The organism is Lysobacter terrae, assembly GCF_054782215.1.
In genome coordinates this window covers 63006-76363 of sequence record NZ_BAAGSX010000001.1, presented here as the reverse complement: position 1 = coordinate 76363, position 13358 = coordinate 63006, and the positions used below count along the sequence as shown (strand labels likewise).

Annotated in this window: 13 protein-coding genes; 5 read left to right on the top strand and 8 right to left on the bottom strand. The window is 65.1% G+C overall.

Translation table 11 applies throughout. The annotated features are described in order from the left end of the window. Positions 1–66: 66 nt before the first annotated feature. The 6 genes from ACYVJ8_RS00425 to hutU form a co-directional block, all read right to left on the bottom strand. Positions 67–1512: an MATE family efflux transporter gene (locus ACYVJ8_RS00425; protein WP_460708701.1), complete on the bottom strand. Its 1446-nt coding sequence runs from the start codon at positions 1510–1512 to the stop codon at positions 67–69. A 125-nt stretch (positions 1513–1637) separates the two neighbouring features. Beyond that, positions 1638–3074 carry a tetratricopeptide repeat protein gene (locus ACYVJ8_RS00420; protein ID WP_460708699.1) on the bottom strand — a complete coding sequence of 479 codons (1437 nt, stop codon included), beginning with the start codon at positions 3072–3074 and terminating at the stop codon, positions 1638–1640. 104 nt (positions 3075–3178) lie between these two features. Then, positions 3179–3619 (bottom strand): nuclear transport factor 2 family protein, encoded by a 441-nt coding sequence (locus tag ACYVJ8_RS00415; protein ID WP_460708697.1) that lies wholly within the window; start codon positions 3617–3619, stop codon positions 3179–3181. A 77-nt stretch (positions 3620–3696) separates the two neighbouring features. Then, positions 3697–4365 (bottom strand): DsbA family oxidoreductase, encoded by a 669-nt coding sequence (locus ACYVJ8_RS00410; RefSeq protein ID WP_460708695.1) that lies wholly within the window; start codon positions 4363–4365, stop codon positions 3697–3699. A gap of 119 nt (positions 4366–4484) precedes the next feature. Then, positions 4485–5489 carry a right-handed parallel beta-helix repeat-containing protein gene (locus tag ACYVJ8_RS00405; protein WP_460708693.1) on the bottom strand — a complete coding sequence of 335 codons (1005 nt, stop codon included), beginning with the start codon at positions 5487–5489 and terminating at the stop codon, positions 4485–4487. Positions 5490–5620: 131 nt separating this feature from the next. Continuing rightward, positions 5621–7291 (bottom strand): urocanate hydratase, encoded by a 1671-nt coding sequence (gene hutU, locus ACYVJ8_RS00400; RefSeq protein WP_460708692.1) that lies wholly within the window; start codon positions 7289–7291, stop codon positions 5621–5623. Positions 7292–7441: 150 nt separating this feature from the next. Here hutU and ACYVJ8_RS00395 point away from each other — a divergent pair, with 150 nt between their 5' ends. After that, positions 7442–8044 (top strand): TetR/AcrR family transcriptional regulator, encoded by a 603-nt coding sequence (locus ACYVJ8_RS00395; RefSeq protein WP_460708690.1) that lies wholly within the window; start codon positions 7442–7444, stop codon positions 8042–8044. 87 nt (positions 8045–8131) lie between these two features. Beyond that, positions 8132–8647: a YdeI/OmpD-associated family protein gene (locus tag ACYVJ8_RS00390; RefSeq protein ID WP_460708688.1), complete on the top strand. Its 516-nt coding sequence runs from the start codon at positions 8132–8134 to the stop codon at positions 8645–8647. Between the two features lie 266 nt (positions 8648–8913). Here ACYVJ8_RS00390 and ACYVJ8_RS00385 read toward each other — a convergent pair whose 3' ends face one another. Next, positions 8914–9246: a hypothetical protein gene (locus tag ACYVJ8_RS00385; RefSeq protein ID WP_460708686.1), complete on the bottom strand. Its 333-nt coding sequence runs from the start codon at positions 9244–9246 to the stop codon at positions 8914–8916. An 86-nt stretch (positions 9247–9332) separates the two neighbouring features. Next, complete coding sequence (locus ACYVJ8_RS00380; RefSeq protein ID WP_460708684.1) at positions 9333–9932, bottom strand: YybH family protein; 600 nt, start codon at positions 9930–9932, stop codon at positions 9333–9335. A gap of 107 nt (positions 9933–10039) precedes the next feature. Here ACYVJ8_RS00380 and ACYVJ8_RS00375 point away from each other — a divergent pair, with 107 nt between their 5' ends. The 3 genes from ACYVJ8_RS00375 to ACYVJ8_RS00365 all read left to right on the top strand — a co-directional run bounded on the left by ACYVJ8_RS00375 (position 10040) and on the right by ACYVJ8_RS00365 (position 13357). Then, complete coding sequence (locus ACYVJ8_RS00375) at positions 10040–11284, top strand: alkaline phosphatase family protein (protein WP_460708682.1); 1245 nt, start codon at positions 10040–10042, stop codon at positions 11282–11284. 64 nt (positions 11285–11348) lie between these two features. Next, a complete protein-coding gene (locus ACYVJ8_RS00370; RefSeq protein WP_460708680.1) occupies positions 11349–12857 on the top strand; it encodes a DNA-3-methyladenine glycosylase 2 family protein in 1509 nt (502 codons plus the stop codon). Then, entirely contained in the window at positions 12854–13357 is a 504-nt protein-coding gene (locus ACYVJ8_RS00365; RefSeq protein WP_460708678.1) for a methylated-DNA--[protein]-cysteine S-methyltransferase, read from the top strand. Before ACYVJ8_RS00370 ends, ACYVJ8_RS00365 begins: the two co-directional genes overlap by 4 nt. The last annotated feature ends 1 nt before the right edge of the window (position 13358 follow it).

Sequence of the window (13358 nt, the reverse complement as noted above, 5' to 3'; positions counted from 1 at the left end):
TGCGGGGAGAGGGTGCCCGAAGGGCGGGTGAGGGGGAGCGAGCGCAGCGAGCTGCCTTTGCCCTTCCTACACCTGCACCGTCTTCCACTTCCCCCGCGAGAACAGCCACAGCGTGAACAGGCCCACCGAGGTCTCGGACACGAACACCGCCCAGAACACACCGGTGTGCTGCCAGTTCAAATGGATCGCAAGCCAGTACGCCAGCGGAATCTGGATCAGCCAGAAGAACACGACGTTGATCCGCGTCGGCGTCATCGTGTCGCCCGCGCCGTTGAAGGCCTGCACCGAAACCATCCACCAACCATAGACGAAGTACGAGTACGACAGGATCCGCAGCCACTCGCCGCCGATGGCGACGACCTTGGGATCGGCCGTGAAGATCGCGATCAGCTGCGTCGGCAGCAGGAAGAACAGCACCGAGATCGCCAGTGTGAACGCCATGTTGTACCAGCCGATGCGCCACACCGAGGCTTCGGCGCGGCCCGGCTCCTGCGCACCGAGATTCTGTCCGACCAGCGTCGCCGCGGCATTCGACATGCCCCAGGCCGGCATCAGCGTGAACATCATGATGCGGATCGCGATCGTGGCGCCGGCGACGGCCTCGCTGCCGATGCTGGCGAGGATGCGCATCAGGAAGATCCACGAGGTCATCGCCACGATCATCTGGCCGATGCCGCCGAGCGAGGTACGCATGATGTTCCAGAGAATCGCACCGTGCCAGGCCAGCTGCGAAGCCACCACACGGATGTGCTTGCCCCCGCGGAACAGCACCCACAACTGGAACAACACGCCCACGCCGCGCCCGATGTTGGTCGCCAGGCCCGCGCCTTCGATACCCAGCGCCGGCACCGGACCGAGACCGAAGATCAGCAGCGGACACAGCAGGATGTTCAGGCCGTTGGACAGCCACAGCACGCGCATGGCGATCGCCGCATCGCCCGCGCCGCGATAGATCGCGTTGATGACGAACAGCAGCATGATCACCGCGTTGCCGCCGAGCATCCACTGCGTATAGCGATAGCCGTGTTCGATCGTCCACGGATCGCCGCCCATCAGGCGCAGCAGATCCGGCGCGAAGAAAATGCCGATCAGCGCCGGAGGTATCGACACCAGCAGCGCGAGGAAGATCGCCTGCACCGCGGTAATCGCCGCCTCTTCGCGCTTGCCCTCGCCGATGCGTCGCGCGACCACCGCCGTCACCGACATCGCCAGCCCCATCGCGACGGAATACAACAGGAACAGGTAACTCTCGGTCAGCCCCACGGTCGCCACCGCCGATGGCCCGAGCTTGGCGACGAAGAAAATGTCGACCACGGCGAAGGTGGACTCCAGCACCAGTTCCAGCACCATCGGTACCGCGAGCAGGAATACCGCCCGGCGCAGCGGAATCTTGGTGTAGTCGGCGCCGGTGCCGCGGATGGCTTCGCGCAGCTCGGACCAGAGTGGGCGGTTGTCGCTCATGGCGGCAGCGCCGGCTTCTGCATCTACGGCGGGTTGGGGTTCTGTGCTCATCGGGTGTCCGTTCGCGCGTTGGCCTGGGCATGGTACGGCGGGTTTTCCCGCCGTACGGATTCAGGAATACGACGAATACGGATCGGCGAAATCGACACCCTGGCAGGGCGGGATTTCCTTACAGGTCACGCATCCGTGCCGGTCGGCAACGGCAATGAGTCTGGAGCTTCGGCATTCGGGTCGTAGATCGCGACTTGCTTCGGATCGGTGACGATGACGTGGGTCTGGTAGTAGAACTTTCCGGTCGGCATGCCGCCATGGAGAAAGTCGATGCGCACGCGTCGGGCCGCTCCTACCACCGTGATCTTCTTGCCTTTCAGCGCCGCATCGGGATCTTCGCCGTGCAGTTTCCGGTAGACGGCAGCCGCCTTGGGCGTAAATGCGATCGTGAGGTTGCGCTGATCGCGATAGTCGGCCTCGGAGTTGAGGTAGACCCCGCCGCGGTCGCGTCCCGTCGCCACGACATCGATACCGAATACTCCAGCCGCTCCCTCGTCCTCCGCATCCGCGGCCAGCAGCACGGCCAGCTTCGGCGGAATCAGTTGCGCACGCCGGGTATCCCGCAACGTGTACAGCAGCGGCATCGTTGCCCAGAGGCTGCAGACCGTGCCCGTGATCTGCGCCGGATCACCTGGTGCGTATCGAACCGCTTTGTCCCAGGCACGCTCGGCTTCGCTCGCGCGTCCTTTGCGCACCTTCTCGGCCCAATCGGCGTAGAGGGCGGCAGCAAGCGTAGTGCGGGCCATGCCGTAGTCCATCAACTCCAACGCGGACTGCGCATACTCGATAGCCGCTTGCGGCTTGTCCATTGCGCATAGCAGATAGTTGGCGTAGTTGCCCCGGATCCAGGGATGCTGCGGGTGCCGCTTGATCGTCGCCCGATACAGCGCGTCGACTTCATCGTCGTGGCCGAGCCCTCGAAGTGCGTCGCGCATGCATCCTTCTGCCGCATCCAGCACGTGGTCGCTGACGTTGCCCCGCTTGGCCACGGCGCGGCACATGGAGAGGGCGTCCGCAAACTTCGTTTCATCCAAAAACAGTTCGGCTTCATTCAACGCCAACCAGGGACTATCGCTGCCTAAGGAGCGCGCGCGTTGCAGCGATGCCTTGGCGTCCGCGGGCCGCTTCTGCAGCTTGTAGAGACTGCCGCGCAGCACGAAGGCCGGGGCATAGTTCGGAGACAGCGCGATCGCATGATCGAGCGACTTCTCGGCCAGCACCAGCTTGGCCGGGTCGTATTGCCGGGAGTTGATCATCCCCGAGTCGATGAAGTAACGCGCGTACTGGACGTACGCTTCCACCGCCGCGGGATTCTTGGCGAGCACGGTGTCGAGTTCCGTGCGTGCGGCCTGCAGTTCCTCCGGCCTGCCCATCCATGCGTCGAGATGCGCCTGCGCACGCGCGATCGCGGCAGATTCGTCACCGGCAACCGATGGTGCACTGGCGCTTTCTGCCGCGATGGCCGTCGACGACAGCCCGCACGCCAGCGCGCCCGCGATCAGCACTCCCAAACCGTGGCGCCAGCCCGCCATGACCCGTCCCCGTACCACGATCATATTCATCCCCCGACATACCTATCGTCTTGGACGAAGGATACCGTGGGCGCTGTCCGTGCCGAGATGTTGGCGGCGGGTCACGACCCGCGCCCGGAGGTCATCGCGGCGACTCAGCGCGCAGGCAGGCGAGAGGCATGGCTCGCCGCCAGAATCCAATTCCCGTCGCGATACACCCAGGTGTCGGTGAAGCGAAAGTCGGCCTGGAAGGCTTCGCCGCCGGCCGTGCCTTTGATGCTGGTGATGCCGGTGACGATGGCCGCATCGCTGTAGATTCGGATCGACTGGTCGTGATTACGGAATTCCTGGTAGCGCGGCTCGCGCGCCGCGACTTCGGCCAGATTCTGCGCGAGATCGGTCACCGTTCCGCGTGAATCCACGAGGGTGAAGCGCGAGTCCAGTGCGGTGCGCAGGTATTCGGCATCGCCCACTTCGAAGGCATGGCAGATAGCCGCTTCGACTCGCCGAATCTCACGCTCGTCCTGCGCGGCGTCGCGGGCCTGCGCCGGCGACGCGGCCAGGATCAACAGAGGCGTCAGCATCCAGCCTTTCATCGCGTGCTCCCGGTATGAAGAGCCGCCATGCTACGAAAGCCGGAGCTTCACAATCTTGGCCGCACGGCGGCGCCGGTTCAGCCTCGTTTGGCCGCCGCGATCTGCCTAAGTGCCTGTTCGAACAGCTCAACCGGCTGTCCGCCCGAGATCAGGTGACGCTGCTCGATGATGACCGCCGGCACCGCGTTGATGCCGTGATCGAGGAAGAACTGCTCCTCCGTGCGCACCTCATCGGCGTACTCGTCGGTGGCAAGAATCTCCCGTGCACGTTCGGCGGGCAGGCCGACGCTGGCAGCGACGCGCACCAACGTCTCGCGATCCGACACGTTCTGCCCTTCGCTGAAGTAGGCGCGCAACAAGGCGTGTTTGAGCGCCGCCTGCCGGCCTTCGTCCTCGGCCCAATGCAGCAGGCGATGCGCATCGAAGGTGTTATAGATGCGGCTGCGGCGGTCCATGTCGAAGACGAAGCCGAGCGCCGCGCCGCGCTGGCGGATGGACTCCTGGTTCTGCGCCAGTTGCTGCGCCGACATGCCGTATTTCTTCTGCAGGTGCTCGGCGATGTCCTCGCCTTCCGGCGCCATCTGCGGGTTCAGCTCGAAGGGGCGGAAATGGATCTCGACCTGGACGTCATCGCCCAGGCGTTGCACGGCTTGCTCCAGCGACGCCAGGCCGATGGCGCACCACGGACACACCACGTCCGAGACGAAGTCGATGCGTAACGATGTTGCATCTGCCGTTGTGTTCATTGTCGCTGGGCCCTGTGCATGCACTCGCAAGCGACATTGTATATGTCACGTTTTCCTTGCGGGACTTGCGGCCCCTGCGCAAGGCGGGCAGATCCCCGCCTTGCGCGCATGCCATTGGCTCAGCGCTTGGTCGCGGTGGACGTGGGATTACCGTCGACGTCGTTGCCGGACAGGCGATTGTCCCCGAACGACTGAATGATGCCGCCACCCGAGGACACCAGGCCCGCCGCGTTGTTGGTAATCAGATTGTCGGAAATTCGTACGAGCGCGAGACTTCCATTAGCGACGATGCCGGCGCCGCCGGACGCGCCCCAGCCGTTGTCGGAAATCGTCGAACCTTCGATCGTGACCTGGACCGGATCGGCCAGGCCGATCGCCACGACGCCGTTGTTCCAGGTGCTGTTGAGGGTCGAGTTGCGGATCGTAACCACGCTGTTCCCGTCGGCGCGCACACCCCAGCCGACGTTGTTGCTGATGGTGGTCTTTTCGATCGTCACGTCGGCCAATGCGCCTCCGGTCGGCTGGATGTGTATGCCGCCGCTCGACCCCTGACCGTTGTCGGTGATCACACTGTTCTTGATGAACAAGCGGGCATTGACGCTACCCGAAGGAGCGAACGTCACGCCGCTCGCACTCGCGCTGCCGCGGAATCCGCGGATCTGACAATCCTCGATGTGCAGGCTTTGTCCCGAATTGAAGCGCACACCGGCCAGGCCGCTGCCCAGTCCTTCGATCGTCAGGCCGCGAAGCGTGACTCTGTCGCCGCCGCCCGCCGCGATGACGATGGCATTGGTTCCGCTGACCAGGACACCGCCTTCGCCTGCTTCGGCGCCGTTGATGAGGATGGACTTGGTGATCGTCACACCGCCGTATCCGCCCGGATCGAGGATGCTGATTTCGCCACCGGCCGCGGTCTTGGAAATGGCACCGGCGAACGTCTTGCAAGGAGCAGTGCGACTGCACGGGTTGGCGTCATCACCGACCCCGGATACCCAGGTGCGCGTTGCCTGCGCCGAGGCAATGCCCTGAGCCGACATAAAGATAACGGCCGCCATGACCAGCCGACCGGCGAGTTTCTTCTTCCACATTGTCCTTCCCCTTTTTATGAACGATATCGGCGCCACGCGCCGTCCTGAGCCCAGCGCCCTACCGGGCGGCAGGAGACATGCTCTACCCGCCACTACCCCTAAACGGAAAGACAAAGAAAAAGCGGCCCCGAGATTGCGGGCCGCTTCGTTTGGCGCACGTGAAGAAATCAGAGCATCGGCAGCTTCAGACCCTGCTCCTTCGCGCACTGCTTGGCGATGTCGTAGCCGGCATCGGCATGACGCATCACGCCCGTGCCCGGGTCGTTCCACAGCACGCGGGCGATGCGCTTGTCAGCGGCTTCGCTGCCGTCGCACACGATCACAACACCGGAGTGCTGCGAATAGCCCATGCCGACGCCGCCGCCGTGGTGCAGCGAGACCCAGGTCGCGCCACCGGCCACGTTGAGCATGGCGTTGAGCAGCGGCCAGTCGGAGACGGCATCGGAACCATCGCGCATGGCCTCGGTTTCGCGGTTGGGCGAAGCGACCGAGCCGCTGTCGAGATGATCGCGGCCGATCACGACCGGCGCCTTGAGTTCACCGTTGCGCACCATCTCGTTGAAGGCGAGGCCGAGCTTGTGGCGCAGACCCAGGCCGACCCAGCAGATGCGCGCCGGCAGGCCCTGGAAGCTGATGCGTTCGCGCGCCATGTCGAGCCAGCGGTGCAGGTGCGGATCATCCGCGATGATTTCCTTCACCTTGGCGTCGGTCTTGTAGATGTCTTCCGGATCGCCGCTGAGCGCGACCCAGCGGAACGGGCCGACGCCGCGGCAGAACAGCGGCCGCACGTAGGCCGGGACGAAGCCGGGGAAATCGAAGGCATTCGCGCAGCCTTCGTCCTTCGCCATCTGGCGGATGTTGTTGCCGTAATCGACCGTCGGGATGCCCTGCGCGTGGAAGGCGAGCATTGCTTCGACGTGCACACGCATCGACTTCTTGGCCGCATCGCGGACCTTGGTCGGATTGGCCTTCTGTTCTTCCAGCCACTGCTCGACGGTCCAGCCGATCGGCAGGTAGCCGTGCACCGGGTCGTGCGCGGAAGTCTGGTCGGTGACGCAGTCAGGACGCACGCCGAGCTTGACCATCTCCGGCAGGATTTCCGCGGCATTGCCGAGCAACGCGATCGACTTGGCTTCGCCGGCCTTCGTGTACTTCTCGATCCGGGCGAGTGCGTCGTCGAGGTTGCTCGCCTGTTCGTCGACGTAGCGCGTGCGCAGGCGGAAGTCGATGCTGCTCTGGCGGCATTCGATCACCAGCGAGCACGCGCCGGCGAGCGATGCGGCCAGCGGCTGCGCGCCGCCCATTCCGCCGAGGCCGGCGGTGAGGATCCACTTGCCCTTGAGGCTGCCGTTGTAATGCTGGCGGCCCATCTCGACGAAGGTCTCGTAGGTGCCCTGCACGATGCCCTGCGAGCCGATGTAGATCCACGAGCCGGCCGTCATCTGGCCGTACATCATCAGGCCCTTCTTATCGAGCTCGTTGAAGTGCTCCCAGTTCGCCCACGCCGGCACCAGGTTGGAGTTGGCCAGCAGCACGCGCGGCGCGTCCGGATGCGTGGGGAAGATACCGACCGGCTTGCCCGACTGGATCAGCAGCGTCTCGTTGTCTTCCAGCTCGCGCAGCGACTTCAGGATCGCGTCGTACGACTCCCAGTCGCGCGCGGCGCGGCCGATGCCGCCGTAGACCACCAGGTCGGCCGGGTTCTCCGCGACTTCCGCGTCGAGATTGTTCTGCAGCATGCGGTACGGGGCTTCGGTGAGCCACGACTTGCAGTTGAGCGTGGTGCCACGCGGGGCGCGGATGCTGCGGGACGGATCGTGCCTGTTCGAAGCGGACATGCGGGCTTTCCTGCGGGAGTAACTAGGTTGGAAAAATTATCGCGCCGCCGCTTCCGCCCAGGCTATGCGCAGGACCCGGTGCAGGCTCGGAAACTGCGCGTGGCGGTCGGGTTCCAGCCCCTCAGGGCCGCTTTTGTATACGCTGTATACATGCCCGCCCGCCTGCCCACCGCCGAACGCATCCTTCGCGCCGCCCGCACCCTGTTCGAGGGCGGCGGTGCGGACGCGGTGAGCATGCGCCGCGTCGCCGACGCGGTCGGGCTGACGCCGATGGCGATCTACCGCCACTTCCCCAATCGCGAAGCGCTGCTCAAGCGCATCGGCGACGACAGTTTCGATGAGATCGCGCGGCACTGGATCGCGCGCAACCAAGGCGGCGACGTGATGGCGCGGGTGATCGGCCTGCAACGCATCTATTTGGACTATGCGTTGGCGCATCCGCATCTGTTCGATCATGCGTTCTCGGCACGGCGCGCGGATGCGCGGAAGTATCCGGACGATTTCCGTGCGGGGCGCTCGCCTACGCTGACGGTCGCGGCCGAAGCGGTAGCCGAAGCGATGCACGTCGGACTGCTGCGCGACGACGACGCCTGGGACGTGGCGATGACGCTGTGGGCGCATACGCACGGGTTGGTGGCGTTGTACCGCGCAGGACGCTTCAGCTACGACGAGACGCAGTTCCGCACGTTCTACGAGGCATCGTTGCAACGGTTGCTGCGTGGATTGATGCCATCAGCAATCCCAGTGAATTGAGCGCACCCGCGACAGAAGCCTCCTCGGAAAAACTCATGAGCGATCCAATACTTACCTTTAAAAATCAAGCTGAGTGGGAGTCTTGGCTTGAGCTCAACGAAAGCGCCGCAACGGGCGCGTGGCTGCGTCTTGCCAAAAAAACTGCCATGCGGCCAACGGTCTCCTATGCCGAAGCACTCGAGAGCTCTTTGTCACGGCTGGGTTGACGGTCAGAAGCAAGCGGAAAGCGAACAATATTGGCTTCAACGATTCACGCCCAGGACAGCCAAAAGTATCTGGTCCAAGATCAACAAGGCAAAAGCTGAAGCCCTAATCTCTGCGGGAAGGATGCGTCCTTCTGGTCTTCGTGAAATCGACCGAGCGAAGCAAGATGGGCGCTGGGACTCAGCGTATTCATCAGCCAGTAGATCCACCGTCCCTAACGACTTCCAACAAGCCCTCGACGCCAATAAGAAGGCCAAGGCGTTTTTCTCAAAACTCGACAGTCAGAATCGATTTTCCATTTTGTTCAGGATTCAAAATGTCAAAAAGGCAGAAACTCGCGCCAAAAAGATCTCTCAGTTCGTCGAAATGTTGGCCAAGGGCGAAAAACTTCACACTTAACGCCAGCGGCCCAAATTCATTCAAGCTGAAGCCGCTTCGCGGCTCGGCGTAATTCAAGCGTTAGGTGCACACCCACGTTTGTCTTGGCGCTGCCGGCTTCTCTTACACCGGTCGAACTTTCATTGTGGCCACGTCGAGCGAAGTGACCGTGTATGGAAGAAATGGCAACTAACCCTTCCATCGAGCGTGCGATCCATGCCTTCATGGATGGCCAAAAAAAACGCCCGGCATTGCCGGGCGTTTGCTTGCTGCATGCGCAGCTGCGCTCAGTGGATCGACGGATCCAACGTACGCAGCGCGTCGGCAATATCGATCCGACCGGTGCGGTCGAGATCCTCGCGGGTGTAAGCGCGGCCGATCTGGCCGTTGCTGCACATCCGCTGCTTCTTGCCATCGCTACGCTCGTCGCTGCGATGGGTGATGCGCGTGCCGGTGTAGCGCAGGCAGTGGCGGTCATCCATATCGGTCTTCTTCGCGGCGTCCTGCGACGCGGCAGCGGCATCTGCGTTGGGTGCAGGCGAAGGATTGGCTTGCGGCTGCGCGGCCTGGGCGGCACCGGCGATGAACAGGGCGCCCAGCAAGAGAGTTAGTTGTTTCATGGTCGGCTCCCGTAGCGACTCTGTAGTCACCATACGCCCGGCGGCGCGCAGGGGCATGTGCCGAATGCGCGCCTTCGGGCCGCTCGTCAGCTGCGGTTGGGATTGGCGGACGGGCTGCACTGCGCACGGCCGGCTTCGAAGGCCGCCGCTTCCTCGGCCGTGGCCGGCTTGGGATCTACGCCGTCGTCGAACAGCACGCGCCAGACACCGTCGGCGTCCTTGTGCCAGACCGAATGGAAGGCGCCGATGTGGTAGCGCTGCTTCGCGTTCGGATCCAGGGCTTCGAACAGCGTGGGGCCGCTGGACCAGGCGGTGTCGTTCACGCCGGTAGCCATGGTCACGCGCGTCGGATACCAGCGCAACGTTACGCGCTTGCCTTCGATGATCGGCATCCAGCGCGGGACGATGGCGGCGCGGCCGCGATGGGGTTCGCGGGTACTCGCGCCGAAGGCGGCGTTCTCGCTCACATGCCCGGCGAAGGCGGTGGCGTCGTGGCTGGCGACGGAACGGGCGAAGCTCAGCTCGCGCTGCCATACCGCGCACTCCTCCGAGGTCAGTTGCGGCGGAGCCTGCGGGGTCGGCTGGGCGGCGGGCTGGGGGGGCGCCGGGGCCGCGCCCTGGGCGGCGGCCAGCGCGACGACGGGGACCGACAACAGGACGGCAACAGCAATCGAACCAAAGCGCATTGCGACTCTCCGGAAACGGCACTTCGAATGGTCGGCCATCTTGCCAGTGCGGGCGCAATGCTCGCCCTGCAATACTTGTCGCAAGAACGGCTGGCTATGATCGCCCGATGTCATCGAACCCCCTGCGGGCGCTCGCCGCCCTCCTTGCTGCCCTCTTCGCCGTCCTGACCCTGGGCGGCTGCGCTTCGAAAGCGCCTGCATCGGGCGAGCCCGCACCGCTGCTGCTGGTGTCGATCGACAGCTTCCGCGCCGATTACCTGGACCGCGGCATCACGCCCAACCTCAGCCGCATCGCCCGCGACGGCGTGCGCGCCCAATGGATGAATCCGTCGTATCCGTCGCTGACCTTCCCCAACCACTACACCCTGATCACCGGCCTGCGGCCCGATCACCACGGCATCGTGCACAACACCATGCGCGACGCCACCCTGGGCGACTTCAGCAATTCCAATGAAGCCGCCGTGCGCAACCCGGCGTGGTGGGGCAGCGAGCCGCTGTGGGTCACCGCGGAGAAGGCCGGCCTGCGTACCGCCACCTTGTTCTGGCCGGGCAGCGAGGCGCCGATCAATGGCACCTGGCCGACCGACTGGCTGAAGTACGACGACTACATGCCGTTGACGCAGCGCGTCGACACGGTGCTGGGCTGGCTGTCGCGGCCGGCGGGCCAACGGCCGCGGCTGACGACGCTGTATATCGGCGCACTGGACCACACCGCGCACGATTTCGGTCCGGACGCTCCGCAAACCAATGCGACGCTCAAGGAAGTGGATGCGGCGATCGGCCGGCTGCTTGCGGGCTTGAAGCATCGCGGCCTGGGCGGTCGCGTCAATCTCGTCGTGGTCTCGGACCACGGTATGGCGCCGGTGCCGGCGTCGCACAACTTCGACGTCACCACCTTGGCCGATCCGAAAGATGCGACGTATGTGACCTATGGCGAAGTGCTCGGCTTCGCTCCGCAGCCGGGGCACGAAGCCGCCGCGGAACGCCAATTGCTGGGACGTCATGCGCATTACGAATGCTGGCGCAAAGGCGAACTCCCGGCGCGCTGGCAGTACGGCCAGCATCCGCGCGTGCCGCCGATCGTGTGCCAGGTCGACACGGGTTGGGAGGCGGAAACGCCCAAGCGCCTGGCGCAACGCAAGCCCGGCACGATGCGCGGCGCGCACGGTTACGATCCGGCCGATGCCACGATGCGTGCGCTGTTCATCGCGCAGGGCCCGGCGTTCCGCAGCGGCACGGAACTGGCGCCGTTCGACAACGTCGATGTCTATCCGCTGCTGGCGCAATTGCTCGGCGTCGCGCCGCAACCCAACGATGGCGAGCTTGCGCCGCTGCTGCCCGCACTGAAATAGGGTTCGCCACATCAATGTCCGAATCCGGCGAGTTCAGGCACCCGCGCGGTGCTAGCCTGCACCCATGTCGAACCTCGCCGCCGCCACGACCGTCCCCGATGCGCAGACCTGCGAGCAGGCCCGACGCAGCCGCGATCCGCGTTTCGACGGCCTGTTCTTTACCGCCGTGCTCAGCACGAAGATCTATTGCCGGCCGGTGTGTCCCGCGCCGATGGCCAAGCGCGTCATGTATTACGCCAGCGCGGCGGCCGCCGAAGCCGCGGGTTACCGACCCTGTCTGCGCTGCCGTCCGGAGCTCTCGCCCGGCGACGGCGCGTGGCGGCGCGGCGATGAGGTAGTCGCCCGCGCGCTGAAGCTGATCGATCAGGGCGTATTGGACGACGCGCCGTTGTCCGCACTCGCGCAGCGCGTCGATATCGGCGAACGCCAGCTGCGCCGGCTGTTCGTCGAGCGACTGGGCGTGCCGCCGATCGGCGTGCAAGGCACGCGCCGCCTGTTGTTCTCCAAGCAGCTGCTGACCGAAACCGCATTGCCGATTACCGAGGTCGCGCTGGCCGCTGGCTTCGGCAGCCTGCGCCGTTTCAACGCGGCCTTCCTCGAGGCTTATCGCATGGCGCCGCGCGATCTGCGCAAGCAACGTGCGGAAGCGCCCGGCGAAACCCTAACGCTGCGCCTGGGTTATCGCCCGCCCTACGATTTCACCGCGATGCTCGACTTCCTGCGCGGACGTGCGTTGCCGGGCGTGGAAGTCGTCGATGCCGACAGTTATTCGCGCGTGATCGGGCCGATCGACGCGCCCGGTTGGCTGCGCGTCTCGGCATGGCCTACCACCAGCAGGCATACGGACGAACACGCGCTGAAACTGGAACTGCGTGGCGCGCGACCGTCGCAGATGCTGGACATCGTCAACCGCCTGCGGCGCATGTTCGATCTGGACGCGGACCCGCGCGCGATCGCCGATGCGCTGTCGGTCGATGCGCGGCTGCGCCCGCTGCTGAAGCGACGCCCCGGGCTGCGCGTACCCAGCGGCTGGGACGGCTTCGAGATCGCGATACGCGCGATCATCGGTCAGCAGATCAGCGTGGCCGGCGCGCGTACGCTGACCTCGCGCTTGTCGCAGCGTTTCGGGCAGCCGTTGCAGGCGCCGTTCGCGCCGGGACTGGAGCACCTGTTTCCCACGCCGGAGTCGCTGGCCGATGCCGACCTGGCGTCGATCGGTCTGACCCGCGCCCGCGCGGACACCGTGCGTACCGTGGCGCGCGCCTTGCTCGACGGCCGCGTCGATTTCAAACCGGAACGCACGCTGGACGAATTCACCGCGCGCTGGGTGGAACTGCCCGGCATCGGCCCGTGGACGGCGCACTACATCGCCCTGCGTGCGCTCGGCCATCCCGATGCGTTTCCCGCCGACGACCTGGTGCTGCAGCGCGCGGTGCCGAACGATGGTTCGCGCATGACGGCCAAGGCACTGACGGCGCGTTCGGAAGCGTGGCGGCCGTGGCGCGCGTATTCGGTGATCCAGTTGTGGAAGGATTCGATGGGCGCCGCCAAGCCGGCGAAGGCGGCGACATGAGTGTTTTCTATCGCCAGATCGACAGTCCGGTCGGGCCGCTGCTGATCGCCGGCAACGATGCCGGACTGCAGCTCATCGAGTTCCATGCACCACGGCATCCGTACGCACGCGGGGCGGATTGGCGAGAAGGCGATCATGCCGTCCTGCGCGATACGCACGAACAGCTGAAGGAATACTTCGCGGGCAAGCGCCGTCGCTTCGATCTCGCGCTCGCGCCGCAGGGCACTGCGTTCCAATGCCAGGTGTGGTGGGAATTGGCGAACATTCCCTTCGGCGACACCATCAGCTACGCCGATCTTGCGCTGCGCCTGGGCCGGCCGACGGCGACACGCGCCGTGGGCGCGGCCAATGGCCGCAATCCGATTCCCATCGTGCTGCCCTGCCATCGTGTGATCGGCGCCGACGGCAGCCTCACCGGTTTCGGCGGCGGATTGCCGACCAAGCAATACCTGCTGCAGTTGGAAGGCGCGCTGCCGTGCGAAACGGACCTGTTCGCCTGAC